Origin of the sequence: Pseudacidovorax sp. RU35E, assembly GCF_900156165.1 — a bacterium.
In the GTDB taxonomy this organism is placed as follows: domain Bacteria; phylum Pseudomonadota; class Gammaproteobacteria; order Burkholderiales; family Burkholderiaceae_C; genus Xenophilus.
Genome location: NZ_FTMY01000001.1, coordinates 604,050 through 628,268 on the forward strand (window position 1 = coordinate 604,050; position 24,219 = coordinate 628,268).

Below are 24,219 nucleotides of genomic sequence, written 5' to 3' on the forward strand. Positions count from 1 at the left end.
GCTTCGACTGCGATGGCGATCACGCTGACCGAAGCTGCGGCGCGCCACGTGTCCCGCTATCTGAGCAAGCGTGGCAAGGGCATTGGCGTGCGATTGGGAGTCAAGACCACGGGCTGCTCTGGCCTTGCCTACAAGCTGGAGTATGTGGACGAGTCGGCGCCCGAGGATGTCATCTTCGAGGAGCATGGCGTCAAGGTGCTTGTCGATCCCAAGAGCCTCGCCTACATCGAAGGTACGGAGCTTGATTTCGTGCGCGAGGGGCTGAACGAAGGCTTCCGCTTCAACAACCCGAACGAGCGCGACCGTTGTGGTTGCGGTGAGAGCTTCCGCGTCTGATTGGGACTCGGAAGGAGCGGGCCGCCACCCGAAAGGGCCTGGCGGCTTTTTCTTGGCGGCACGAGGAATGGCCCATGCAGTTGACCGACGATGACTTCACGCTGTTCGCGGTGCCGCCCACGTTCAGGCAGGACCGGGGTGCGCTGGATGCACGCTGGAAGGAACTGCAGCGCGAGGCGCATCCAGACCGTTTCGCGGCGCAGGGTCCAGCGGCGCAGCGACTGGCCATGCAATGGTCGGTGCGCATCAACGAGGCCTATCAGCGACTGAAGGATCCGTTGAGCCGTGCGGCCTACCTGTGCGAGATGAATGGCGCGCCCGTGCAGGCCGAGAACAACACGGCCATGCCGGCCGACTTCCTCATGCAGCAGATGAGCTGGCGCGAGGAGTTGGAAGAAGCCGGCGACGCTTTGGCGCTCGATGCCTTGCAGCAGCAGGTGCAGTCCGCCCGCGCTCGCGCCCTCTCCAGCCTGGACTGGCTGATCGACGAGAAGGGCGATTACCCTGCCGCGGCGCAACAGGTCAGAGCCCTCATGTTCATCGAACGCTTTTCGAACGAGCTCGATGAGCGACTCGACCGGCTGGGACAATAGTTTTCTCCATGGCACTTCTTCAGATCTCCGAACCCGGCCAGGCGCCGGACCCGCACCAGCGGCGCATCGCGGTCGGCATCGACCTCGGCACCACCCATTCGCTCGTGGCTTCGGTGCGCAACGGCGTTGCCGAATGCCTGCCCGACGAGCAGGGCAGGGTGATCCTTCCTTCCGCCGTGCGCTACCTGGATGCCCAACGGCGGCAGATCGGCTTCGCGGCGCTGGATGCGCGCGCTGCGGATCCGGCCAATACCGTCACATCGGCCAAGCGGCTCATGGGCCGGGGGTTGAACGACATCGTCAACCGCGCTGCCATGCCCTACACGCTGCTGGATGAGGGCGGCATGGTCAAGGTGCAGACTGTTGCCGGCCCCAAGTCTCCCGTGGAGGTGAGCGCGGAGATCCTGGCCACGCTGCGCTACCGCGCCGAGGACACTTTCGACGGCGACCTGTATGGCGCCGTCATCACCGTGCCGGCCTATTTCGACGAAGGCCAGCGGCAGGCCACCAAGGATGCTGCGCAACTGGCTGGGCTGAACGTCCTGCGCCTGATCAGCGAGCCCACCGCCGCTGCCATCGCCTATGGCCTCGACAACGGCAGCGAGGGTGTCTATGCCGTCTACGACCTGGGAGGTGGCACCTTCGACATCTCGGTGCTGCGACTGACGCAAGGCGTGTTCGAGGTCATCGCCACCGGCGGCGACTCTGCGCTTGGCGGCGACGACTACGACCATGCGCTGGCAGACCTGGTGAGTCAGCGCCTGGGACGGGTTCCGGCCAACGACGAGGAGCGGGCACGCATGCTGGTTGCCGCGCGTCGTTGCAAGGAGGCGTTGACCGATGCGGACACGGCGCCGCTCAAGGTGGAACTGGCCGGCACGACGCATGAGCTGACCATTGCGCGCTCCGACTTCGACGCCGCAACGCAGGCCCTGACGCAGCGCACCCTGGTGGCCGTGCGCAAGGCGCTGCGTGATGCACGGCTGACGCCGAGCGAATTGCAGGGCATCGTGTTGGTGGGTGGCGCCACGCGCATGCCGCAGATCCGGCAGGCTGTGGGCGATTTCTTTGGGCGTCCGCCGCTCACCAACCTCAATCCTGACGAGGTCGTGGCGCTCGGCGCGGCAATCCAGGCCAATCAACTGGCGGGCAACGACGGCGCAGGCAACCTGCTGCTGCTGGACGTGATCCCGCTGTCGCTGGGCCTCGAGACCGTGGGCGGACTGGTCGAACGCATCGTGCCGCGCAACACCACGATCCCCACCGCAATGGCGCAGGACTTCACCACCTACCAGGACGGCCAGACCGCTCTGGCATTGCATGTGGTGCAGGGCGAGCGCGATCTGGTCGCCGACTGCCGCAGCCTGGCGCGCTTCACGCTGCGTGGCATTCCGCCGATGGCGGCCGGCGCGGCGCGCATCCGTGTGACCTTCACCGTGGATGCCGACGGCCTGCTTTCTGTTTCCGCCAAGGAGCAGAGCAGCGGCGTCGAGGCCAGCGTCACCGTCAAGCCTTCCTATGGTCTGTCGGACGATCAGATTGCGACGATGCTCCAGGAAGGCTTTGCCACAGCCCAAGCCGACATGCAGCAGCGCGCGCTGATCGAGGCGCGTGTGGAGGCGGACCGCATGCTGCAGGCGACCCGCGCGGCGCTCGCAGCCGACGGTGAACTGCTGAGCAGTTCGGAGCGCGAGGCCATCGACCAGCTTCTGAATGCCCTGGCCGCCGTGCGTGACGGCAACGACAAGTCGGCCATCACCGAGGCGACCGAGGCACTGGCCCATGGCACCGAAGCCTTCGCCGCGCAGCGCATGAACAAGGGCATCGCCCAGGCGCTGGCGGGCCGCAGCATCGAATCCGTTTGAGACCCATGCCCACCATCAAGATCCTTCCCCACGCTGAGTACTGTCCAGAGGGCACCGAGATCCAGGCGCCGGCCGGCACCTCGATCTGCGAGGCGCTACTGGAGAACGGCATTCCCATCGAGCACGCCTGCGAGATGAGCTGTGCCTGCACGACCTGCCATGTGGTCGTGCGCGAGGGACTCGCATCGTTGAATGAAGCGGAGGAGGCCGAGGAAGACCTGCTCGACCGGGCGTGGGGCCTGACGCCGCAGTCCCGGTTGTCCTGCCAGGCCATCCTGGCGCAGAAAGATCTGGTGGTGGAGATTCCCAAGTACACCATCAACCACGCCAAGGAAAACCACTGAACATGCCTGCCGCGTTCTTCTCGTCGTCTGCGTCTTTGCTGGAGGCCGCATGTCGCGCCTGATCGTGCTGGACACCGAGACCACGGGCCTGTCTGCCGAGAACGGTGACCGGGTGATCGAACTGGGTTGCGTCGAACTGGTGAACCGCAAGCTGACCGGCAACGATCTGCACCTGTACTTCAATCCCGAGCGGGAAAGCCACGAAGACGCTTTGCGGGTGCACGGCCTGACCACGGAGTTTCTCCGTGACAAGCCCAAGTTCGGCACCATGGCGCAGGACGTGATCGAGTACCTGCGTGGCGCCGAGTTGATCATCCACAACGCAGCCTTTGACGTCGGCTTTCTCAACAAGGAATTCGAGCGGGTTGGACTCGCGCCCTTGCGCGAGTATGTGGCCGAGGTCACAGACACGCTGGTCATGGCCAAGCAGCTGTTCCCAGGCAAACGCAACTCGCTTGACGCGTTGTGCGACCGTTTTGGTGTCGACCGATCCAATCGCACCTTTCACGGCGCCAAGCTGGATGCGCAACTCCTGGCGGATGTCTATATCAACCTCACGCGGGGCCAGGACGCGCTGTTGATCGACATCGACACCGGCGAACGGGAGGAGCTCGGCGCGATGGTCGACGTGGACCTGCGGCAGTTCACCTTGCCCGTGATCATGGCCACAGGCGAGGAGCTGTCTGCCCATGAGCACGCGCTGTCGGACCTCGACAAGGCGAGCGGTGGAAAAACCATTTTTCGGTTGCAAGATCAAAAAAGCATGGCATAATCTAAGGCTTCGCGCAGCACTGCACGAAGACGCAGGTGCCAACCAAAATTGGTGTCTGACGGGCGGTTAGCTCAGGGGTAGAGCACAGCATTCACACTGCTGGGGTCGGGGGTTCAAAGCCCTCACCGCCCACCACAATTTCAGAAAAACGCCACCGGCTTCGGTGGCGTTTTTTTTTGCCTGCGGAAGTTCTTGAACGTGGCGAAGTGCGCTGCAACGCCGGGTCGGGCGTTTCTCTTGCAAGCAATTTGTTAAAGAGAACGCACAATAGTTAACGGCGGCAACGCGCCGTCGTTCGTCCATGCGCAAACTCGTTTCCGACAATTTCCTGGACCTGTTGCTCGATGCGGTCTGTGCCGTATCGGCCACGGGAGAGTTCGTCTTCGTGAATGCCGCCTTCGAGCGCATCTTTGGCTATCCAGTCGACGAGGTGATCGGGCGGAACATGCTGGAGTTCATCCACCCTGACGATCGGGCCGCCACCGTGGCAGCCGCGCAGCGCGTGATGGAAGGGCACCTGCAACTGCACTTCGAGAACCGCTACGTTCGCAAGGACGGACGCATCGTGCACATCCGGTGGACAGCGCGTTGGGTGGAGCAGGCAAAGGTTCGCGTCGCCGTCGCGCACGACATCACCGAACTCCAACGAAGCCGCGCGCTGCAGGCGGCTTTGCACGCCATCTCAGAAGCGGCCCACACGGCGGAAGACCTGATTTCCCTGTTCGAGGAAGTTCATCGGACCATCGCAGGTCTCCTCGACGCTCGTCACTTCTCGGTGATGTTGTGCGACGAGGCAGGCCTCAGTCTCCATCCTGCGTACCACGCGGCGCCGGGCGGCTCGCCCGCGCAGTCCATCGACCTCGAACGAGCACCTGCGCTGGCCCGTTTGCTCCATGGAGAGCATGTGCAGCCGGCGCCGGGCGAAGGCGACCCCCATCAGCTGACAGTGCCTTTGCGCGCGGCAGGCGTGGCCATCGGCATGTTGATGCTGCGCAGCGAGGGCGGCTACACGCAGGAAGATGCGGAGCTGTTGCATTTCATCGCCGGCCAGGTGGCTACTGCCATCGACCGCAAGCGGCTGCATGTCAGCCTCCAGGCACTGGCGGAGCGAGACCAGCTGACGCAGTTGCTCAACCGTCGCGCCTTCGTCGAGCGATTGGCCATGGCGGTTCGCAACGCCCAGGACAAGAGTTCGGAGCTGTCGGTTCTCTTCCTCGACCTCGATGCGTTCAAGCAGGTCAACGACAACTTCGGACACGACGTGGGCGACCAACTGTTGCAGGCAGTGGCTGACCGGCTGATGGCCACGGTGCGCGGTGTGGACGTGGTAGCTCGACTCGGAGGCGACGAATTCGTGGTCTTGCTGGAGCAGGACCTGGGTGGCCGGGGCGCGCTCTTGTTGGGCGAGCGCATCGAGCAGTCGTTCAGCCTTCCCTTCGTAGTGGGAGAAGCCACGCTGCTGGTGCGCCCAAGCGTCGGCGCAGCACGGTTTCCCGTCGATGCACTCGACGCCCAGCAACTGCTGCGGCTGGCGGATGCAGCGATGTACGAGGCGAAAAGAAAAAAGGCGACGAAAGGTACATCCGTCGCCTCGCTGGCAATCAATGTCTTGCCTTCCGCTCAGTCCGCGGGCTCCGGGCCCGTTTTGAACTGAGCGGGCTCACGTCACCGACGTGCGCAGATCATCCCGAGCAGGAAAGACACGGCTGCAACGCCACCGACCAAGCCGAGCGGGTGGCGCAGCGCCGTCTCACGGATCTCGTCCAGCGCTTGGCCATAGCTTTGCTGAAGTGTGCCCTGGGCCTCGCGGGCCTTGCCCTCGGCCTGCATGCTTTTGTCGCCGGTCACATCGCCAAGAGCGTCCTGAGCCTTGCCTGCCACGCGCTGAAATGCGCCTTGTGCTTGTTCGAACATCGAATGGTCCTTTGAGAGTTTCAGGAAAGGCCAGCAGCACAGTGCTGCCGGCAGCTGACGCTAAGAATCGTTCACGCCCATTCAAGCCGCTGTAGGCGAGCCCAGACACACGGACGTAGTGAGAAATCGCAGACGCCTGTCGGCCTCACACAGCCGCTTGCAGCAGTCAGTCGCGCTCAGCGCCCGACAAACGGCGCACCCGCGAGCTTGGCACCCTTGCGCAAGCCCTTCTTGGCAAACCAGCCCTGGTTCATCTCGAGGACGTAGCGCACTGGCGCTTCCGAACAATGGCTGTCGGTGGTCTGCGGCTGCATGTCCGCCAGATTGACGATGCGTCCGTCGTCCGCCACGAACGCCGCGGTGAGCGGCACCAACGTGTTCTTCATCCAGAAACACTGGACGGCCGGCTGCTCGAACACGAAGAGCATGCCCTCCTGCTGCGGGAGGTTCTCGCGGAACATCAAGCCCACTTGGCGCTGCTGGGGCGTGGAGGCTACCTGTGCGTCGATACGGTACATGCCAGCGGTGATGGGTACGCGGGGCAGATCGAGCTGCGGTTGCGCGGTTGCGGCCGTCACGGCGACCAGCAGTGTGGCGGCGGCCACCAGGGAGCGGAGGGGGGAGGGGAGCATGGCGCTTCGATGCAAGGGTGGGAGTGCGCGTTCCCGGAATGTCCGGATGCGCTGCGCCGGATTGTGACCAGCCTGCCAAGGGGCGTCGACTAACATCCGCGGCCACCATGCAATTGCAAGAACTGCTTTTCAGCCAGGGTTTCGGCACGCGGCGCGTGTGCGCGGGCCTGATTCAGCATGGCCATGTGACGGTCGACGGACAAGCCGTCACTGACGCCGGTTGCGACATCGAGGCGCAGGAAGGCCTGCGCTACACGGTTCAGGGCAAGAACTGGGAATTCCACGCCAAGGCCTACGTGCTGCTGAACAAGCCGGCGGGCACGGAGTGCTCGCAGAAGCCGTCCACCTGGCCGTCCGTGTACACCCTGCTTCCCGATCCGCTACGCCAGCGGCCCGTCAAGGGCGGGGTGGACGGCGTGCAGGCTGTCGGCCGGCTCGACCAGGACACTACGGGGCTGCTGCTGCTTTCGGACGACGGCAAGTTCCTGCATCGCATGGCCTCGCCACGCCACCATGTGCCGAAGGTGTACGAGGCCGAGGTGAAGCATCCGCTGGATGAGGCGCAACTTGGCCGGTTGCGCGAAGGGGTCGTTCTCGACGACGACCCGCGACCCGTGCGCGCGTTGGCGGCCGACCGCCTGGACGAGCGCCGACTGCAATTGACGCTGGACGAAGGCAAATACCACCAGGTCAAGCGCATGGTGGCCGCCGCCGGAAACCGTGTCGAGGCGCTGTGCCGGACCCGCATCGGGGACCTTCAACTGCCCGTCGGGCTTGCTCCTGGCCAATGGCGCTGGCTGACGGCGGCGGAGGTCGAATCGCTGTTCCTGGTCAAGAAGGTGGCGCCGAAGTCATCCTCTGCTGGGGGCTGACCGTTAGCATGGTTCGTCTCGCCTCCACAGGGTCCATCTTGCGCGCTCATTTCTCTCGTACCGGCCGCCTCGCGGCCGTTTTGCTGTCCTTGGCTTGCAGCGTCCTGCCAGGGGTGGCAGCAGCGGCCCCGCCACCCGTCTTCGTGCTCAACTCGCTGGATGCGACGGTGAGCCTGATCGACCCCACGTCGTGGACCGAAACGCGCCGGGTGCCGGTCGGCAAGGAGCCGCACCACATCTACCTGACGCCCGATCAGCGCTCGGTCATCGTCGCCAATTCCGCGGGGGATTCCCTCACCTTCTTCGATCCGAAGACCGGCGAAGTCCAGCGCACCGTCAACGGCATCATCGATCCCTATCAACTGCGCTTCTCGCCCGACATGAAATGGTTCGTGACGGCGGCGAACCGGCTGAACCACGTGGACATCTACAAGTGGGACGGCAGCAACCTGCAGCTGGCCAAACGCATCGCCACGGGCAAGACACCCAGCCACATCTGGATCGATTCCAAGAGCACCATCGCCTACGTTTCGATGCAGGACAGCGACGAACTAATTGCGGTCGACATCGCCACGCAGACGGTCCGCTGGCGGATCCCGACCGGCCCCATGCCCGCCGATGTTTTCGGCGTCCACGACGACAAGACGCTTCTGGTCGGCCTGACGGGCGGCGAGGGCGTCCAGGTGTTCGACGTGAGCGGCCGTGAGCCGAAGGCCGTCGGCATCCTGCCCACCGGCAAGGGTGCCCATGCGTTCAGGGCGGCGGGCGACGGCAAGACGGTCTTCGTCAGCAACCGGGTGGCCAACACCATCAGCCGCATCGAGTTCTCCACGCTCAAGGTGGTGGCCAACTACGCCGTTCCGGGCGGTCCGGACTGCATGGATGTGTCGGCCGACGGCAAACGCCTCTACGTGACGTCGCGCTGGGCCAAGAAGCTGAGCATCGTCGACCTCCAGAACGGGCAGTTGATGAAGCAGGTTCCGGTGGGCAAGTCGCCGCATGGCGTCTGGACGCTCGACCATGCGCGCTGATTCCCTGCGACGTGGCTTGCGACGCCTGGGCGTGGCGCTACTGGCCGCGGTGGGGGCAGGTTCGGTCCTGGCGGCTTCGGCGGCCGATTGCAGCAAGCCCGTCTACCTGACCCTGGACACCGGCCACATGGGCGTGGCGCCACTGGTGGCGGACGTGCTCAAGCGCCATGACGTGCGCGTCACGTTCTTCGCCGCCGCCGAGCGTACGAAGGACGGCGGCGACAGCCTCGACGCCCATTGGGCGCCCTGGTGGAAGGCGAGGGCGGCCGATGGGGACGAGTTCGCCTCGCACACCTACGACCATGCCTACTGGCGCGCCGATCTGCCTGACGAAAAGGGCCAGAAGCGCTTCACCATCCAGCCTTCGGCGGGGCCGGAGGCCGGCAAACGCCTGACCTGGACGGCGGCGCAGTACTGCGAAAACATCCGCAAGTCCAGCGACCGTCTGGCGCAGATCACGGGCAAGAAGCCACTGCCGCTGTACCGCGCCCCGGGCGGCAAGACGTCGCCCAAGTTGTTGGAGGCCGCGCGTGCCTGCGGTTATGTGCACGTGGGCTGGTCTCCCGCTGGCTTCCTGGGCGACGAACTGCCCAGCGACAAGTACCCCAACCAGAAGCTGTTGGCGCAGGCCCTGGAGCGGATCCGCCCGGGCGACATCCTGCTGGCGCACCTCGGCATCTGGTCGCGCCAGGATCCGTGGGCGCCGGCGGTGCTCGAGCCACTCGTCACGGGCCTGCAGCAGCGCGGCTTCTGCTTTCGCACGCTGCGCGATCATCCCGACTACCGCGCCTGGATCGCGGCGCATCCCTGAGTCGCGGGGCAAAGACGGAGGCTTTTCGATGGACTGGCATGCCTGGCTGACCGACCCGTTCGGCCTGACGCAGCAATGGCTGTTCGAAGCGGTGGTGCAGCCCCTGATGTTTGCGGCCGGCATGGGCAACCTGCTCGAGGACGGCTTCGATGCGACCGGGTGGCTGCTGGTGGGTCTGATCGAGATCGCCGTCATGGTGGCGATCCTTGGCCCGCTGCAGCGCTGGCGACCGGTCGAGCCCATCGAGGACCGCCGCGCTGTGCGCGTGGATGTGATCTATACGCTGGTCCACCGCCTGGGACTGTTCCGAGTCGGCATCTTCTTTCTGCTGCAGCCGTTGTTCGACCTGGCGCTCGGCCATGTGCGCGCGGCAGGCTGGGGCACGATGCAGCTCGATGCCCTGTGGCCCGGCGTGACCGACCGGCCATGGATCACCTTCCTGCTCTACCTGGTGGTGCTGGACTTCGTCGAGTACCTGATCCACCGCGGCCAGCACACCATCGACTGGTGGTGGCGGCTGCACTCCCTGCATCACTCGCAGCGGCAGATGACGATGTGGAGCGATGCGCGCAATCATCTGCTGGACGACATCGTCCATAGCACGATCGTCGTCGTGGTTGCGCAGCTGATCGGTGTTCCTCCGGGCCAGTTCATCGTGCTGGTCGCCCTCACCCAGCTCAGCCAGAGCCTCCAGCATGCCAATCTGCGCATGCACTTTGGCCGCGTCGGCGAGCGGCTGTGGGTCAGCCCGCGCTTCCACCGGCTGCACCATGCCATCGGTGTGGGGCATGAGGAGGTAGGCCGGCCGGGCGTCCTGGGCGGCTGCAACTTTGGTGTCCTGCTGCCGTGGTGGGACATATTGCTGGGCACGTCCAATTTCGACCTCCGCTACCTGCCCACGGGGGTCCGCGACCAAGTGGAGCCTGACGCCGCGGGGCGGGTGCGCGACTACGGCCGCGGCTTCTGGTCGCAGCAGTGGCTCGGGTTGCGGCGGTTGGTGGGTCGCGCCTGAGCGTGCTCCGGACGCCGAGCCGCACAAAGGGCCGACAGGCTGCGGTTATGCTGCGCGCCGATGCGTCTTCTCGCTGATTCCTGCTGGCGCGCGGCCGCCTACTGCCTGCGTCCGCGGGTCATCCTTCTGTCGCTCCTGCCGCTGGCTCTGATGATGGCCGCCTCGGTGGGGCTGGCCTACTTCTACTGGGACGCGGCGGTGGCCTGGACGCACGGCGCGCTGGACGCCTGGCCGCTGCTCGCCGGTCTTTGGGACTGGCTGCAGAAGCTCTTCGTGGGCGACGTGCGCAACCTGCTCGCGCCATTGATCGTGCTGCTGGCCGTGACCCCCGTGCTGGCGATGGTGTCGCTGATCGTGGTGGCTGCCTTCATGTCGCCCGCGCTGACGCGCATGGTGGCACAGCGGCGCTTTCCGGCCCTGGAGAAGAAGCGTGGGGCAGGCCTGGTGACCAGCATCGTGCGCTCTTTGGCGCTGACGGTCGCGGCTGTCCTCGCGTTGCTGGTATCGGTGCCACTGTGGCTCGTGCCGCCGCTCGTGCTCGTGTTGCCGCCTCTGATCTGGGGCTGGCTCACCTGCCAGGTGATGAGCTTCGATGCCCTGGCCGAGCATGCCAGCGCCGCGGAACGGCGGATCGTCATGCGCCGTCATCGCCTGCGGCTGCTGAGCATCGGCATCCTCTGCGGCTATCTGGGCGCGGCCCCGAGCATCGTCTGGGCCTCGGGCCTCGCGTTCGCGGCGGCGTTCTTTGTGCTGATCCCCATCGCGATCTGGATCTACACGCTGGTGTTTGCCTTTTCGGCGCTCTGGTTCGCCCATTACGCGCTCGACGCGCTCGCGCAACTGCGGCAGGAGTCCGCTTCGCCTGCGCCATCCGAGGCCCTTCCGCTGGTGGCGCCTGCCCCGGGTGCGGCAGTGCCACCACCGCCTTCCCTCACTTCTCCTTCAGCATGAGCTCCACTGAAAGCCGGGCCTTTGGCCTGATCATCGTCGGCGACGAGATCCTCTCGGGCAAGCGTGCCGACAAGCACATGTCGCGCATCATCGAGTTGCTGGCTTCGCGCGGCCTCTCTCTGTCCTGGGCCGAATACGTCGGTGACGAGCCGGCGCGCATCACCGAGGCGCTGCGCCGTGCATTCGCGGGTCCGGACATCGTCTTCTCCACCGGGGGCATCGGCGCGACGCCCGACGACCACACCCGTCAATGCGCGGCGGCGGCACTGGGCGTGCCCCTCGCTCTGCACCCGCAAGCCGCCGAACTGATCCGTGAGCGCATGCGGGACACGGCCCGGGAGCAGGGCACGCCCTATGAACCCGACCGTGCGGACAACGTCCATCGGCTCAACATGGGCGTGTTCCCCGAGGGCGCGTCGATCATTCCGAACCCGTACAACAAGATCCCTGGCTTCAGCGTCAGGGACGTCCACTTTGTGCCCGGTTTCCCGGTCATGGCGTGGCCCATGGTCGAATGGGTGCTGGACCAGCGCTATGCGCCTCTGCACCGTGAACTGGCCGTCGCCGAGCGCTCACTGATCGTTTTCGGTGCAATGGAGGCCAGCCTCACCCCGCTCATGGAGGCGGTCGAAACCGACTTCCCCGGCATCAAGGTGTTCAGCCTGCCCAGCGTCGACCATCCGCAGTACGGGCGGCACATCGAGCTGGGCGTGAAAGGCGATGTGCGCCAGCTTGAGGCGGCCTATGCACGCCTTAAACAAGGCGTTTCTGATTTCGGTGCGTCCATTGGCCCCGAGTTGGTGCGATGAACTGCTTCGCACTGTAATAGTGCATGATTGGTCGTCTTGGTGCGTGAACAATCTCACGCGATCAACGCCGCGGACACAGTTGAAAATGGCATAGAACCTGCGTTCGTTGCAAGCGCTACTTTCGTCAACCCTTCCCATTCCCCCAGGAGAAACTGATGGCAAAGACCGTCGCCGACGTCATGAAACTCGTCAAGGAAAACGAGGTCAAGTTCGTCGACTTCCGATTCACCGACACCCGCGGCAAGGAACAGCACGTCACCGTGCCCGTTTCGGCCTTCGACGAAGACAAGTTCACCGCGGGTCATGCCTTTGACGGCTCCTCGATCGCGGGCTGGAAGGGTATCGAAGCTTCCGACATGCAGTTGATGCCCGACCCGAGCACGGCCAACATCGATCCCTTCTACGAAGAGACCACGCTGTTCCTGCAGTGCGACGTGCTGGAGCCGGCAGACGGCAAGCCCTACGACCGTGACCCGCGCTCGGTGGCCAAGAAGGCCGAGGCCTACCTGAAGTCCACCGGTCTGGGCGACACCGCCTACTTCGGTCCCGAGCCGGAGTTCTTCATCTTCGACAGCGTTCGCTGGAGCAACGAGCCCGGCCGCGTGTTCAGCGAGATCGACGAATACGAAGCGCCCTGGAACAGCGGCGCCAAGCTGGAAGGCGGCAACCGCGGCCACCGTCCCACGACCAAGGGCGGCTACTTCCCCGTGCCTCCCGTCGACAGCACGCAGGACATGCGCGCCGAGATGGTCCTGGTGCTGGAAAGCCTGGGCATCCCGGTCGAAGTGTTCCACCACGAAGTCGCCGGCGCTGGCCAGAACGAAATCGGCACCAAGTTCTCGACCCTGGTCGAGCGCGCCGACTGGACGCAGGTCCTGAAGTACGTGGTCTGGAACGTGGCCAACACCTACGGCAAGACCGCCACCTTCATGCCCAAGCCCTACGCTGGCGACAACGGCTCCGGCATGCACGTGCACCAGTCGATCTGGAAGGACGGCAAGAACCTGTTCGCCGGTGACGGCTACGCTGGCCTGTCTGATACCGCCCTGTACTACATCGGCGGCATCATCAAGCATGCCCGCGCCTTGAACGCCATCACCAACCCCGGCACCAACAGCTACAAGCGCCTGGTCCCCGGCTTCGAAGCCCCGGTGAAGCTGGCCTACTCGGCCAAGAACCGTTCGGCCTCGATCCGCATCCCCTTCGTTGCCAACCCGAAGGGCCGCCGCATCGAAGCGCGCTTCCCCGATCCCTCGGCCAACCCCTACCTGTGCTTCTCGGCCCTGCTGATGGCCGGTCTGGACGGCATCGAGAACAAGATCCATCCCGGCGAAGCTGCCACGAAGGACCTGTACCATCTGCCGCCCGAAGAGGACGCGCTGGTCCCCACCGTGTGCCACAGCCTCGACCAGGCTCTCGACTACCTCGACAAGGACCGTGCCTTCCTGACCAAGGGTGGCGTGTTCACCGACTCGATGATCGACGCCTACATCGACCTGAAGATGGGCGAAGTCACGCGCTTCCGCATGGCGCCGCACCCGGTCGAGTTCGACATGTACTACTCGCTGTGATGGCATGGGGCGCCTGGCGCCCCGGTGCATCGCATGCAAAGGACGGCCTCGGCCGTCCTTTTTCGTTGAGGCGGGAACCGCCGTTCGGCGCTGTCTTCCAATTGCAAGACAATGTAGCGCTCTCTCGGCCTCCCTGTAGGAAGCCCTCTCTCTGCACCGTCCCGAAGATGAAAACCTACCTCCCTGTTGTCCTGTTGCTTGGCCTGACCTGTTCCCTCGGCGCGCAGGCGCAGGAGCGTATCTGGCGCTGTGGGAACGAATACACCAACAACGCCGCCGACGCGCAGCGGCGGGGCTGCAAGGTGGTCGAGGGCGGGAATGTGACGGTGGTCCAAGGCACACGGCCCGCGGGCGCTACCGCAGCGTCCGCGGCCACGCCGACGCGGCCCGCTGGTACGGGCCCGCGCGTCGATTCGCCAGAACAGAGGGTCCGTGACAGCGATGCGCGCCGCGTGCTCGAAGGCGAACTGCGCCGGTTGGAGACACGCCAGTCCGAATTGCTGAAGGACTACAACAATGGCGAGCCCGAGAAGCAGGGCAGCGAGGCCCGCAATTACCAGAAGTACCTGGATCGCGTCGCGGAAATGAAGGCCGAGATCGCGCGCAACGAAGCCGACCTGGCCAGCCTGCGCCGCGAACTGGAGCGCCTGCCGGCGCAGCGCTGATGGCCTTCGGTACGGTCGCGCGCGCCAGCAAGCGCTTCCAGGCCTTCGATCTGCTCGCCACGCTGGTGGTGGTGCTGCGTCATGACGGCACCATCGTCTTCGCCAACTCGGCGCTGGAGGACGCGCTGGGTACCTCGCGCCGGACCCTCGAAGGGGCGGCGCTCGCCAATTTCTTCATTGACGCCGGGACCCTGCGCACTGCCATCGAGGGTGCGCGCAGCAACGACTTCGCAACCCTGCGCTACGAGGCGCAGTTGCGTCGCGGCACACAGGAGCCGCTGCCCGTGCTGGTCACGCTGGCACAGACCGACCGCAAGGCCGAATTGCTGCTCGAGATGTCTCCCCAGGAGCAGCAGGTGCGGCAGGACCGCGAGGTGCGCCTGCTCGACCAGGCGCAGGCGAACAAGGAACTGATCCGCAACCTTGCGCACGAGATCAAGAACCCGCTGGGCGGCATCCGCGGGGCCGCCCAGTTGCTGCAGATGGAGATCGAATCACGCGATCTCATCGAGTACACCCAGGTCATCATCCATGAGGCCGACCGCCTGCAATCGCTGGTCGACCGCCTGCTGGCGCCGCATCGCCGCCCGCATGTGGTGGGCGACGTGAATATCCACGAAGTCTGCGAGCGTGTGCGCTCGGTGCTGCTGGCGGAGTTTCCGCATGACCTGGAGGTCGAGCGCGACTTCGATCCTTCCATTCCGGAGTTCCGCGGCGACCGCGAGCAACTGATCCAGGCCACGCTCAACATCGCGCACAACGCGGCTCAAGCGCTGGCGGAGCGCCGTTCTGCCGGCGATGCACGGATCACTTTCCGGACGCGGATCGCTCGTCAGGTCATTCTCAACAAACAGTGGTGGCGACTGGCACTGGAATTGCATGTGATCGACAACGGCCCGGGTGTCCCGGACTCGATCAAGGACCGCATCTTCTATCCGCTCGTCTCGGGCCGTGAAGGCGGAACTGGATTGGGCCTGACACTGGCGCAGACCTTCGTGCAACAGCACCATGGGGTCATCGAATGCGACAGCGTGCCCGGCCGTACCGACTTCACGATATTGATACCGCTGCCGTAGCAGGAAAGGACAACAAGGAGCTGCATGAAGCCGATCTGGATAGTGGACGACGACCAATCGATACGCTTCGTGCTTGAAAAGGCGCTGTTGCGAGAGGACCTGCCCACGCGCAGCTTCACCAATACCCGCGAAGTCCTGGCCGCCCTCGAGGCGGCCAACGACGACGAGATGCAGGGCCCGCAGGTGCTGGTCAGCGACATCCGCATGCCGGGTGGGTCCGGCCTGGACCTGCTGGACAAGATCAAGCAGAAGCATCCAGGCCTGCCGGTCATCATCATGACCGCCTTCTCCGACCTGGACAGCGCCGTGTCGGCCTTCCAGGGCGGTGCCTTCGAGTACCTGCCCAAGCCCTTCGACCTGCCACGTGCAGTCGAACTCATCCGCCGCGCGGTGGACGAGAGCCAGCGCGAGGAGGTGGCCGAGGAGCGCATGCAGGCCACCCCCGAGATGCTGGGGCAGGCGCCTGCGATGCAGGACGTGTTCCGCGCCATCGGCCGCCTGTCGCAGAGCAATGTGACCGTGCTCATCACGGGTGAGTCCGGCTCAGGCAAGGAACTGGTGGCACGCGCGCTGCACAAGCATTCGCCGCGGTCCAACGGGCCCTTCGTGGCGATCAACACCGCGGCCATTCCCAAGGACCTGCTGGAGAGCGAGCTCTTCGGCCATGAGCGCGGGGCCTTCACCGGCGCTCAGACCATGCGCCGCGGCCGCTTCGAGCAGGCCGACGGCGGCACGCTCTTCCTCGACGAAATCGGCGACATGCCCTTCGACCTGCAGACGCGCCTGCTGCGCGTGCTGTCGGACGGGCACTTCTACCGGGTCGGCGGGCACAACGCGGTCAAGGCCAATGTGCGCGTGATCGCTGCCACGCACCAGGACCTGGAGCAACGGGTCAAGCAGGGCGTGTTTCGCGAGGATCTGTTCCACCGCCTCAACGTCATCCGGCTTCGGTTACCGGCCCTGCGTGAACGCAAGGAGGACGTGCCTTCGCTGACACGCCACTTCCTGCAGCAGAGTGCAAAGCAACTGGGCGTGGAGCCCAAGCGCATTTCCGATGCGGCCCTGTCGCAGCTGTCCGCCTTCAACTTCCCGGGCAACGTGCGGCAGTTGGAGAACATCTGCCACTGGCTCACGGTGATGGCGCCGGCCCAGCTGATCGAGCCCAAGGATCTGCCGCCGGAGGTGCTCTCGAACGCGCCGCTGGAGTCGGTGCCCAGCGCCGCCGCCCCTGCGTCAGGGGGTGTCGTAACATCCGCCTTTGCGACGGAGACGGCCCACTTCGAGCCGGCACCGGCACCGGCAGCCGTCGTGGCTGGCACCATGCCCGTGGCTGCCACCGCACCGGTGCCGGCCGCGGTGCCCGCACCGGGCGGGGCCGCTGTGCCCATGGCCGGCTGGGAGCAGGGACTGGACGCCGAAGCCCAGGCCATGCTGGCGGCAGGTCAGCCGGACGTGTGGGACGCGCTGTCGCGACGCTTCGAGTCGCACCTGATCCTCACCGCGCTGTCCTTCACACGCGGTCGACGGATCGAGGCCGCGCAAAAGCTCGGCATCGGCCGCAACACCATCACGAGGAAGATCGCCGAACTCGGGCTGGATCAGGACGACGCCTGATCTCCAGGCGCCTGCGCGAGGCGGTCCCCGGACCGCCGCGCGCTGGGCTGCCCTTGGCTCAGTCGGCCAGTTCCAGCACCACGGGCGCGTGGTCGCTGGGCTTTTCCCATTTCCGCGGCACGCGGTCGATGGTGCACGAGCGCACATCCGGCGCCACCGGTCGACTCACAAGGATGTGGTCGATGCGCAGGCCGCGGTTCTTCTGGTAACCCAGCATGCGGTAGTCCCACCAGGAGAAGCTCTTCTCGGGCTGCTCGAACAGGCGGAAGCTGTCCACCAGACCCAGATCGAGCAGTGCCTGGAAGTGCTGACGCTCCTCGGTCGTGTGATGGATGGTTTCCTTCAGGCCCACAGGGTCGAAGCTGTCCCGATCCTCCGGGGTGATGTTGAAGTCGCCCAGCAGCACCAGGCGTGGATGCGTGGCCATCTCGGCGCGCAGCCAGTCCCGCAGCGCGTCGAGCCAGCGCATCTTGTAGGCGAACTTGTCGGAGCCGGGTGCCTGGCCGTTGACGAAATAGCCGTTGACGACCCGCAGCGGTCCGGCGGGCGTGTCCACCGTTGCGGCGATCACGCGCGAATGCTCGTCTTCGAACCCGCCGATGTTGCGGTGCACATCCTTGAGCGGGCCCAGGCTCAGCAAGGCGACGCCGTTGTAGGTCTTCTGGCCGAAGACCGCCGCCTCGTAACCGGCAGATCGCAACACCTCGAGCGGGAATTTGTCTTCGGTCATCTTCAGTTCCTGGAGACACAGCAGGTCGACCGGATTGGCGATCAGCCAGTCCAGCACATGCTGAAGACGGGCGGTGAGGGAGTTGACGTTCCAGGTGGCGATTCGCATGGCGGGGGCGCGTCACGGGCGCGGTGAGGAAGAGGAGATCGGCTCGCAGGTGAGGCGCGCAGACGCGGCAGACGCTGAGGTCGGGGCCGTGGGGCGAGAGCCGGATTGTCACCGGGACCACGCGCGCCTGTCCGCATGGCCATGAGGTGGCGGTGCGGATGGCTGCCGGAACGATCGTGCTGCCCGCGCCGCGGCGTCCACTGCACGCTGCTGCCCGCCGCCGAGTCAGCGGAAAGCGCAGCAGCAGCGCTCCTGCTGCGGTTCGGTCAGCTCTGTCGCTGGCGGTCGGGCGGATCACGCAACCGCTCGAATGCGGCGTTGCGCAGCTTCAGCAGATATCTGCGCTTCGCCCCCTCGGAGAGCTGAGTCTGGAAAAGCGGGCGTACGTCCACCGCATCTGCGCCAGACGAGGGGCAAGAAGGTTTCCAGTCTTCGCCGCGGGCACCGGATTCCGATCTGCAGTCCATTCTGTTGCTCTCCTTACGTACTGTCGCAATTGTGTAGCGGCGACACAGACCGTGTAAACCAAAGTCTTCGTTTTTGGATGCGCTTCCCTCATCGAATTCGGGGTGGCAATGCTCGAGCCGGCCAGTCTCCGTTCGGGGCGCCAGCCAGCACACCGCAGGAAGGAGGCCAGGGGTCCGCGGGCACGCGGCAAGGCTGCAGCAATGGCTGCGTGGCGCAATTCAGCAGACCGGAGGCTGAAAACGCGCCCGTGCCTGCACTGCCTTCTCGCGGAAGGCGCAGCCCGCCGCGTGGTCGTTGACCAGTCCCATCGCCTGCATGAAGGCATACACCGTGGTCGGGCCGACAAACTTCCATCCGCGCTTCTTCAGGTCCTTGGACATGGCGACCGAGGCCGGCGAGGTGGCGCGCACCGTCACGCCATCGCCGCGGTCGGCCGGCTCCTCGTGCCGCCACACATAGGCGGCCAAAGAGCCTTCGCGGGCAATGAGTTCCTGCGCGCAACGGGCGTTGTGGATGGCCGCCTCAATCTTGCCGCGGTGGCGCACGATGCCCGTCTCCTGTAGCAGCCGCTCGACATCCGACTCGCCGAAGGCCGCCACCTTCTCGATGTCAAAGCCATGGAAGGCGGCGCGGAAGTTCTCGCGCTTGTTCAGGATGGTCAGCCAGCTCAGGCCGGACTGGAAGCCTTCCAGGCACAGCTTCTCGAAGAGGCGCCGGTCGTCGGCCACGGGGTAGCCCCACTCGTCGTCGTGGTAGGCGCAGTACTGCGGCGTGGCGGCGCACCAGCGGCAGCGTTCGTGGCCGTCGGGGCCGGGCAGGGTGGTCATCATGGGCGGTCGGCCACGGCTGGGTGGGAGACATCGCGCGGCACGGCGTCAACCCGCGGCGCGCGGCCACGATACACCGCACCCCAGCCCAGACCCAGAACCGCTGCCACCAATGAAGCTGCCAGCACGCCCAGCTTGGCCGCTGCCAGCAAGGCCGGGTCCGCGAAGGCCAGCATGGCGATGAAGATGGACATGGTGAAGCCGATGCCGGCCAACAGGCCCACGAGCCAGATGCCGCCCCAGTCGACGCCGGGCGGCAGCCGGCACAGGCCGCTTCGCACCATGAGCCAGCTCGCGCCGACGATGCCCAGCGGCTTGCCTGCCACCAGGGCCACCATCACGCCCGCCATCACCCAGACCGCTGCGCCGGCATCGCCGCCGCCACCGCCCAGGTGCACACCGGCGTTGGCCAGCGCGAAGATCGGCATCACGCCGAAGGCGACCCACGGATGCAGCGCCATCTGCACACGCGAGACCGGCGGCACCAGCTCGCGCTGGGCCAGCAGCAGCTGGCGCCGCGGATGCAGCAGCGCGGCCGGGGCGGCGCCCACGCGTGCGTCCTGTGCCGCGCTGCGCAGGTGCGTGGCCGCCTCGTCGATCAGCTCCTGGGCCGGCAGGCCCAGACGGCCGGGGAGCACGGGCGTCATCAGGCCGAGCACCACGCCCGCCAGGGTCGGGTGCGCGCCGGTCATCAGGATGCCGCCCCACAGCACCGCGCCGGGCAGCACGTACGCCCAGGCCGAGCCGGCACCGATGCGCTGCAGGCCCAGCACCATCAGCACGCCGACGGCCGCCACCGCGAAGCCGGCCGGCGCCAGTCCGCCCGAGTAGAAGAGGGCGATGATCAGCACCGCGATCACGTCGTCGATGATGGCCAGGGCCAGCAGGAAGACGCGCACATTGCCCGGAATGCCGCGCCCCAGCAGCGCGAGCACGCCGACGGCGAAAGCGATGTCGGTGGCCGTGGGCACGGCCCAGCCGGATTGCCGCACGGGGTCGTGGTTGAGCGCCAGGTACACCAGCGCCGGAACGGCCACGCCGCCGAGCGCGGCGCCGATGGGCAGCAGCGCCTGCCGCAGGTTGGAGAGCGCGCCTTCGTGGATCTCACGGCGGATCTCCATGCCGACGACCAGGAAGAACAGCGTCATCAGGCCGTCGTTGATCCAGAAGTGCAGGGAGGGCGCCGCGGACCAGGCGCCGACGGTCAGGCCCACGGGCAGGTGCCATAGCGCGTCGTAGCTGTCCCGCCATGCCGAGTTGGCCCACAGCAGGGCGAAGGCGGCGGCGGCCAGCAGCACGATGCCGCTGACGGCTTCGATGTGGAGGAAGCGTTCGACGGCCGCGAAGGCGCGTTGGGCGATGCGCTGCGCGCGCGGAAGGGCGTGTGGGGTGACGGTCCGATGCATGGGACGGATCTCCAGGAGCAATCCGCGAGGCGGCCCGACCTTCGCGATTCCTGCGTGGCGCCCGTCTGCGCCTCGCACCCAAGCCCACGATGATAGCCCGGCTATGGGCGCGTTCGTGAGCGCACAGGCCGCCATGGCATGTGCGGCCCGTCCCACGACGTCCGGGCGGCAGTGCCGTTCAGCCTGCCTGCAGAACCAGCCGGTAGCCCACGCCCGTCTCCGTCAACAGGTGCCGCGGCTGGGGCGGGTCCAGCTCCAGCTTCTGCCGCAGATGGCCCATGTAGACGCGCAGGTAGTGGCTCTGTTCGGCATGCGATGGGCCCCAGACCTCACGCAGCAGCTGGCGATGGGTCAGCACGCGGCCGGCATTGGCGATCAGCGTGCACAGCAGGCGGTATTCGGTGGGCGTGAGGTGCAGCAATTGCCCGTCGCGGCGCACCTGGCGCGCCAAGCGGTCGACCTCGACCGCACCTTCGCCCTCGCCGAAGCGGAACACGGGATCGGCCGGCGTCTCGCCCACCGCGCGGGGCCGCCGCAGGTTGGCCCGCACGCGCGCCAGCAGCTCGCCGGTGCCGAAGGGCTTGGTGAGGTAGTCGTCGGCACCGGCGTCCAGCGCGGCGATCTTGTCGGCCTCGTCGCTGCGGGCCGAGAGCACGATGATCGGCACGACCGACCAGCCCCGCACGTCACGGATCAGCGTGACGCCATCGCCATCGGGCAGGCCCAGGTCCAGCACCAGCAGGTCGGGCTGGCGGGTGCCCGCCATGGCCAGGCCCTCGCGCAGGTCGCCGGCCTCGTGAACCTGCCAGCCCTCGGCCTCCAGCGCGCCGCGCACGAAGCGGCGGATCTGCGGCTCGTCCTCGATGACGACGGCGGTGGGGCTCGGGGTGGAAGGCGTTGGGGCGGCGACGGGCATGGCGGAAGGGTTCAGGCGGGCGCGGAAGGCGGTTTGCGCCGCGGCAGCACGACGGTGAATTCTGCGCCGCCGCCCGCTTCGTCCGGCACCGCGTCGGCCGCATGGATCTGTCCGCCATGGGCCTGCACGATGGCCTTGCAGATGGCCAGGCCCAGGCCCACGCCGGGCGTTGCCGATTCGGCATGGCCGCGGGTGAACTTCTCGAAGAGCGCGTCCGGCTGGCCCTGCAGCGATGCGGGCAGGCCAGGGCCATGGTCGCGCACCGTGAGCTGCAGTGTCTGGGGCAGTGCGCGCGCCGAGATCGTGACCGGCGGTGCGCCATAGCGGGCCGCGTTCTCCAGCAGGTTGACCAGCACGCGCTCGAGCAGCACGGCGTCGAATTCGACCAGCGGCAAGTCGGCGGGCAGGGACGTGCGAACGGCACCCGCGGGCAGTACGGAGCGCGTGGCGCGGATGGCGCCGCCCACGGCTTCCTCCACCGATTGCCAGTCGCGCCGCAGGCTCACCGCCCCGCCGCCCGCCCCGCTTTCGAGCCGGGCCATGTCCAGCAGGTTGTTGACCAGCGCGCTGAGCGCCCGGGCCTGCGCCACGATGGCCTGCGTGGCCTCGCCGATGGCGGGCGAGGCATCGGCGCCGGGCAGGCGCTGCAGCGATTCGGCCAGCGCGATCAGCGCCGTGAGCGGCGTGCGCACGTCGTGCGAGAGCGCGCCCAGGAGTGCGTTGCGCAGGCGTTCGGACTCGATGTCCACCACCGCCTGCTGCGCGACCTCCACGTAGTGCACCCGCTCCACGGCGATGGCGATCTGGCGGGCCAGGGTCTCCAGTTGCTGGGCCTGCTCGGGCACCAGCAGCCAGCGCGGCTCGGCCGGCCGAAGGGCCAGTACGCCGCGCACGCGCATCGGTGCCTTGAGCGCCACGTAGTGCCAGGGCTGTGCCGACAGCGTACCGGTGCCCAGGCCAGCGCTCTGGCCATGCTGCCAGGCCCAGTCGGCCACGCTCATGTCGAAGCCGGTGGGTGCAGCGGCGGGCGGCTGCAGCCGGTCCTGTGCGTCGGCGGTCAGCACCAGCGCCTCACCGCCGAAATGCCGCTGCACGGCGGCGGCGCCGATGTCCGCCACCTGCGTGCGTTCCAGCGCGGCCGACAGGTCGCGCGTGAGCTCGAACAGCGACTGCGTGCGCAGCGCCCGGCTGGCCGACACGGCGGCCTGGAAGCGCAGCCCCGCCGTGAGCTGGCCCACCAGCAGACCCACGCCCAGCATGACGGCGAAGGTCAGCACGTACTGCACGTCGCTCACCGCGAAGGAGAAGGTCGGCTGCACGAAGAAGAAGTCGAAGGCCAGCACGTTGAGCAGCGCGCCGAAGGCCGCCGGTGTGCGGCCGAAGCGCCAGGCCACGCCCACCACGCCCAGCAGGTAGAGCATGACGATGTTCGACAGCTCCAGCACGCCCGACAGCGGCGTGGCCAGCAGCGTCACGCCCACGCAGACGGCCAGCGCGCAGGCCATGCCCTTCCATGGCCCGGCGGCACGGGCGGGCTCATCCTCGGTGCTGGCATGGCGCAGGTTCGCGGGCGAGCGGGCCAGGCGGCGCGCACTGTCGGTGCGGCCCACGCAGACCAGGTCCAGGTCGGGCGCGCGGCGGCCCAGGCGTTCGGCCAGCGGGCGGCGGACGCGGGCCAGCCAGCGGTCCCAGGCGGGCGCATCGGTGCTGCCGGCGGCGGGGCCCAGGATCAGCGTGGCGCAGTTGAGGCGCCGGGCCTGCGCCGCCAGCGCGCCGGCCACGTCCTCGTCGGTGAGCACGGCGGTCTCGGCGCCCAGTTCCTCGGCGAGGTGCAGGGCCGCCAGCACCTGATCGCGCCGGGCCGCGGGCAGGCGGGCGAGCCGCGCCGTCTCCACATAGGCCGCATGCCAGCGCACATTGAGCTGCCCGGCCATGCGTGCCGCCACGCGCACCGTGTGGGCCGCGGCCGCGCCGGGGCCGATGGCGGCCAGCAGCGCGCCCGAGGTATTCCAGGCCGGCGGCGTCTGGCCATCGGCGCGGGTGCCCGACTGCTCCACGCGCCAGCCGCGCACGTCGTCCTCCACGTGCTCGGCGGTGCGGCGCAGGGCGATCTCGCGCAGGGCGATCAGGTTGCCCTTGCGGAAGAAGTTCTGCTGCGCCTGCCGCGCCTGCTGCGGCACATAGACCTTGCCGGCGGCCATGCGGGCCAGCAGCTCGTCGGGCGTGGCATCGACCAGCACCACCTCGTCGGCCTCGTCCAGCACGCCGTCGGGCACCGTCTCGTGCACGCGGATGCCGGTGATGGCGCCGACGGTGCCGTTGAGGCTTTCCAGGTGCTGCACGTTGAGGGCCGTCCAGACCTCGATGCCGGTTTCCAGCAGTTCCTGCACGTCCTGCCAGCGCTTGCCATGGCGGGAGCCGGGGGCGTTGCTGTGGGCCAGTTCGTCCACCAGCAGCAGCTGCGGGCGACGGGCCAGGGCGGCGTCGAGGTCGAACTCGCGCAGCACATGGCCGCGGTGGGGTGTCTCGCGCAGCGGCAACTGCTCCAGACCGTGGACCAGGGCGGCAGTCTCGGCGCGGCCGTGGGTCTCGACCACGCCCACCACCACATCGCGGCCCGCGGCGCGCTCGCGCTGGGCCGCACTGAGCATGGACCAGGTCTTGCCCACCCCGGCATTGGCGCCGAAGTAGATGCGCAGCCGGCCCCGGCGGGCGCGCCCGTCCTCGGCCTGCATCTGGGCCAGCAGAGCATCGGGGTCGGGGCGTTCGCGCTCGGTCATCGGGGCGGCAGGTTAGCAGCGGGCTGGCCAGACCTCAGAAGGTCTTGGTCAGCGTGGCGATGAAGCGGGCCTTGTTGGGCGATTCGCTGTACGTGAAGGTGCCGGCGGGCAGCACG

At 67.1% G+C, this 24,219-nt stretch carries 23 protein-coding genes and 1 tRNA gene; 17 read left to right on the forward strand and 7 right to left on the reverse strand.

Annotation, left to right across the window (positions count from 1 at the left end; genetic code table 11):
• Positions 1-12 precede the first annotated feature (12 nt).
• From iscA to BXA03_RS02725, 7 genes are all read left to right on the forward strand, one after another.
• Positions 13-336 (forward strand): iron-sulfur cluster assembly protein IscA, encoded by a 324-nt coding sequence (gene iscA, locus BXA03_RS02695; protein ID WP_076503609.1) that lies wholly within the window; start codon positions 13-15, stop codon positions 334-336.
• A gap of 74 nt (positions 337-410) precedes the next feature.
• Positions 411-929: a Fe-S protein assembly co-chaperone HscB gene (gene hscB / locus BXA03_RS02700; RefSeq protein WP_076503610.1), complete on the forward strand. Its 519-nt coding sequence runs from the start codon at positions 411-413 to the stop codon at positions 927-929.
• Between the two features lie 8 nt (positions 930-937).
• Positions 938-2,794: a Fe-S protein assembly chaperone HscA gene (gene hscA, locus BXA03_RS02705; RefSeq protein WP_076503611.1), complete on the forward strand. Its 1,857-nt coding sequence runs from the start codon at positions 938-940 to the stop codon at positions 2,792-2,794.
• A gap of 5 nt (positions 2,795-2,799) precedes the next feature.
• Positions 2,800-3,138 (forward strand): ISC system 2Fe-2S type ferredoxin, encoded by a 339-nt coding sequence (fdx, locus tag BXA03_RS02710; protein ID WP_076503612.1) that lies wholly within the window; start codon positions 2,800-2,802, stop codon positions 3,136-3,138.
• A gap of 49 nt (positions 3,139-3,187) precedes the next feature.
• Positions 3,188-3,910 (forward strand): DNA polymerase III subunit epsilon, encoded by a 723-nt coding sequence (gene dnaQ / locus BXA03_RS02715; RefSeq protein WP_076503613.1) that lies wholly within the window; start codon positions 3,188-3,190, stop codon positions 3,908-3,910.
• Positions 3,911-3,970: 60 nt separating this feature from the next.
• Positions 3,971-4,045, forward strand: a tRNA-Val gene (locus tag BXA03_RS02720).
• Between the two features lie 166 nt (positions 4,046-4,211).
• Positions 4,212-5,564: a diguanylate cyclase gene (locus tag BXA03_RS02725; protein WP_076503614.1), complete on the forward strand. Its 1,353-nt coding sequence runs from the start codon at positions 4,212-4,214 to the stop codon at positions 5,562-5,564.
• An 11-nt stretch (positions 5,565-5,575) separates the two neighbouring features.
• On the opposite strand, the gene BXA03_RS02730 is transcribed toward BXA03_RS02725, so the two are convergent.
• Positions 5,576-5,824, reverse strand: a complete 249-nt coding sequence (locus BXA03_RS02730) for a CsbD family protein (protein ID WP_076503615.1) — start codon at positions 5,822-5,824, stop codon at positions 5,576-5,578.
• 176 nt (positions 5,825-6,000) lie between these two features.
• Entirely contained in the window at positions 6,001-6,456 is a 456-nt protein-coding gene (locus tag BXA03_RS02735) for a DUF192 domain-containing protein (RefSeq protein WP_076503616.1), read from the reverse strand.
• A gap of 107 nt (positions 6,457-6,563) precedes the next feature.
• Between BXA03_RS02735 and BXA03_RS02740 the strand changes: the two genes are divergently transcribed.
• The 10 genes from BXA03_RS02740 (at position 6,564) to ntrC (ending at position 16,868) form a co-directional block, all read left to right on the forward strand.
• Positions 6,564-7,328 carry a pseudouridine synthase gene (locus BXA03_RS02740; RefSeq protein WP_076503617.1) on the forward strand — a complete coding sequence of 255 codons (765 nt, stop codon included), beginning with the start codon at positions 6,564-6,566 and terminating at the stop codon, positions 7,326-7,328.
• Between the two features lie 8 nt (positions 7,329-7,336).
• Positions 7,337-8,359, forward strand: coding sequence for a YVTN family beta-propeller repeat protein (locus BXA03_RS02745; RefSeq protein ID WP_143476203.1), 1,023 nt, complete (start codon positions 7,337-7,339; stop codon positions 8,357-8,359).
• The gene (locus BXA03_RS02750; protein WP_234983571.1) at positions 8,349-9,170 is read left to right on the forward strand and encodes a polysaccharide deacetylase family protein; all 822 of its coding nucleotides are present in this window, start codon (positions 8,349-8,351) and stop codon (positions 9,168-9,170) included. Before BXA03_RS02745 ends, BXA03_RS02750 begins: the two co-directional genes overlap by 11 nt.
• A 28-nt stretch (positions 9,171-9,198) precedes the next feature.
• On the forward strand, positions 9,199-10,182 hold the full coding sequence (locus tag BXA03_RS02755) for a sterol desaturase family protein (protein ID WP_076503619.1): 984 nt from the start codon (positions 9,199-9,201) through the stop codon (positions 10,180-10,182).
• Between the two features lie 60 nt (positions 10,183-10,242).
• On the forward strand, positions 10,243-11,133 hold the full coding sequence (locus BXA03_RS02760) for an EI24 domain-containing protein (RefSeq protein WP_076503620.1): 891 nt from the start codon (positions 10,243-10,245) through the stop codon (positions 11,131-11,133).
• Positions 11,130-11,942 carry a competence/damage-inducible protein A gene (locus tag BXA03_RS02765; RefSeq protein ID WP_076503621.1) on the forward strand — a complete coding sequence of 271 codons (813 nt, stop codon included), beginning with the start codon at positions 11,130-11,132 and terminating at the stop codon, positions 11,940-11,942. Before BXA03_RS02760 ends, BXA03_RS02765 begins: the two co-directional genes overlap by 4 nt.
• 155 nt (positions 11,943-12,097) lie before the next feature.
• The gene (gene glnA, locus BXA03_RS02770) at positions 12,098-13,513 is read left to right on the forward strand and encodes a type I glutamate--ammonia ligase (RefSeq protein ID WP_076503622.1); all 1,416 of its coding nucleotides are present in this window, start codon (positions 12,098-12,100) and stop codon (positions 13,511-13,513) included.
• Between the two features lie 167 nt (positions 13,514-13,680).
• Positions 13,681-14,178, forward strand: coding sequence for a hypothetical protein (locus BXA03_RS02775; RefSeq protein WP_076503623.1), 498 nt, complete (start codon positions 13,681-13,683; stop codon positions 14,176-14,178).
• Positions 14,178-15,254: a nitrogen regulation protein NR(II) gene (glnL, locus tag BXA03_RS02780; protein WP_076503624.1), complete on the forward strand. Its 1,077-nt coding sequence runs from the start codon at positions 14,178-14,180 to the stop codon at positions 15,252-15,254. Before BXA03_RS02775 ends, glnL begins: the two co-directional genes overlap by 1 nt.
• Before the next feature lie 24 nt (positions 15,255-15,278).
• On the forward strand, positions 15,279-16,868 hold the full coding sequence (gene ntrC, locus BXA03_RS02785) for a nitrogen regulation protein NR(I) (RefSeq protein WP_076503625.1): 1,590 nt from the start codon (positions 15,279-15,281) through the stop codon (positions 16,866-16,868).
• A 58-nt stretch (positions 16,869-16,926) separates the two neighbouring features.
• Here the strand turns inward: ntrC and xth are convergent, their stop codons facing one another.
• From xth to BXA03_RS02810, 5 genes are all read right to left on the reverse strand, one after another.
• Complete coding sequence (gene xth / locus BXA03_RS02790; RefSeq protein ID WP_076503626.1) at positions 16,927-17,706, reverse strand: exodeoxyribonuclease III; 780 nt, start codon at positions 17,704-17,706, stop codon at positions 16,927-16,929.
• Between the two features lie 686 nt (positions 17,707-18,392).
• A complete protein-coding gene (locus BXA03_RS02795) occupies positions 18,393-19,004 on the reverse strand; it encodes a DNA-3-methyladenine glycosylase I (protein WP_076503627.1) in 612 nt (203 codons plus the stop codon).
• Positions 19,001-20,407 (reverse strand): Na+/H+ antiporter NhaA, encoded by a 1,407-nt coding sequence (gene nhaA / locus BXA03_RS02800; RefSeq protein ID WP_076503694.1) that lies wholly within the window; start codon positions 20,405-20,407, stop codon positions 19,001-19,003. The genes BXA03_RS02795 and nhaA overlap by 4 nt, the downstream gene beginning before the upstream one ends.
• Positions 20,408-20,585: 178 nt before the next feature.
• Positions 20,586-21,323, reverse strand: a complete 738-nt coding sequence (kdpE, locus tag BXA03_RS02805) for a two-component system response regulator KdpE (RefSeq protein WP_076503628.1) — start codon at positions 21,321-21,323, stop codon at positions 20,586-20,588.
• 11 nt (positions 21,324-21,334) lie between these two features.
• Positions 21,335-24,103 carry a DUF4118 domain-containing protein gene (locus tag BXA03_RS02810; RefSeq protein WP_076503629.1) on the reverse strand — a complete coding sequence of 923 codons (2,769 nt, stop codon included), beginning with the start codon at positions 24,101-24,103 and terminating at the stop codon, positions 21,335-21,337.
• Positions 24,104-24,219: the final 116 nt, after the last annotated feature.

Bases quoted from the DNA above. Each gene is read 5' to 3' on its own strand.
- iscA (WP_076503609.1), top strand. From the start codon at position 13: ATGGCGATCACGCTGACCGAAGCTGCGGCGCGCCACGTGTCCCGCTAT.
- hscB (WP_076503610.1), top strand. From the start codon at position 411: ATGCAGTTGACCGACGATGACTTCACGCTGTTCGCGGTGCCGCCCACG.
- hscA (WP_076503611.1), top strand. From the start codon at position 938: ATGGCACTTCTTCAGATCTCCGAACCCGGCCAGGCGCCGGACCCGCAC.
- fdx (WP_076503612.1), top strand. From the start codon at position 2,800: ATGCCCACCATCAAGATCCTTCCCCACGCTGAGTACTGTCCAGAGGGC.
- dnaQ (WP_076503613.1), top strand. From the start codon at position 3,188: ATGTCGCGCCTGATCGTGCTGGACACCGAGACCACGGGCCTGTCTGCC.
- BXA03_RS02725 (WP_076503614.1), top strand. From the start codon at position 4,212: ATGCGCAAACTCGTTTCCGACAATTTCCTGGACCTGTTGCTCGATGCG.
- BXA03_RS02730 (WP_076503615.1), bottom strand. From the start codon at position 5,824: ATGTTCGAACAAGCACAAGGCGCATTTCAGCGCGTGGCAGGCAAGGCT.
- BXA03_RS02735 (WP_076503616.1), bottom strand. From the start codon at position 6,456: ATGCTCCCCTCCCCCCTCCGCTCCCTGGTGGCCGCCGCCACACTGCTG.
- BXA03_RS02740 (WP_076503617.1), top strand. From the start codon at position 6,564: ATGCAATTGCAAGAACTGCTTTTCAGCCAGGGTTTCGGCACGCGGCGC.
- BXA03_RS02745 (WP_143476203.1), top strand. From the start codon at position 7,337: ATGGTTCGTCTCGCCTCCACAGGGTCCATCTTGCGCGCTCATTTCTCT.
- BXA03_RS02750 (WP_234983571.1), top strand. From the start codon at position 8,349: ATGCGCGCTGATTCCCTGCGACGTGGCTTGCGACGCCTGGGCGTGGCG.
- BXA03_RS02755 (WP_076503619.1), top strand. From the start codon at position 9,199: ATGGACTGGCATGCCTGGCTGACCGACCCGTTCGGCCTGACGCAGCAA.
- BXA03_RS02760 (WP_076503620.1), top strand. From the start codon at position 10,243: ATGCGTCTTCTCGCTGATTCCTGCTGGCGCGCGGCCGCCTACTGCCTG.
- BXA03_RS02765 (WP_076503621.1), top strand. From the start codon at position 11,130: ATGAGCTCCACTGAAAGCCGGGCCTTTGGCCTGATCATCGTCGGCGAC.
- glnA (WP_076503622.1), top strand. From the start codon at position 12,098: ATGGCAAAGACCGTCGCCGACGTCATGAAACTCGTCAAGGAAAACGAG.
- BXA03_RS02775 (WP_076503623.1), top strand. From the start codon at position 13,681: ATGAAAACCTACCTCCCTGTTGTCCTGTTGCTTGGCCTGACCTGTTCC.
- glnL (WP_076503624.1), top strand. From the start codon at position 14,178: ATGGCCTTCGGTACGGTCGCGCGCGCCAGCAAGCGCTTCCAGGCCTTC.
- ntrC (WP_076503625.1), top strand. From the start codon at position 15,279: ATGAAGCCGATCTGGATAGTGGACGACGACCAATCGATACGCTTCGTG.
- xth (WP_076503626.1), bottom strand. From the start codon at position 17,706: ATGCGAATCGCCACCTGGAACGTCAACTCCCTCACCGCCCGTCTTCAG.
- BXA03_RS02795 (WP_076503627.1), bottom strand. From the start codon at position 19,004: ATGATGACCACCCTGCCCGGCCCCGACGGCCACGAACGCTGCCGCTGG.
- nhaA (WP_076503694.1), bottom strand. From the start codon at position 20,407: ATGCATCGGACCGTCACCCCACACGCCCTTCCGCGCGCGCAGCGCATC.
- kdpE (WP_076503628.1), bottom strand. From the start codon at position 21,323: ATGCCCGTCGCCGCCCCAACGCCTTCCACCCCGAGCCCCACCGCCGTC.
- BXA03_RS02810 (WP_076503629.1), bottom strand. From the start codon at position 24,103: ATGACCGAGCGCGAACGCCCCGACCCCGATGCTCTGCTGGCCCAGATG.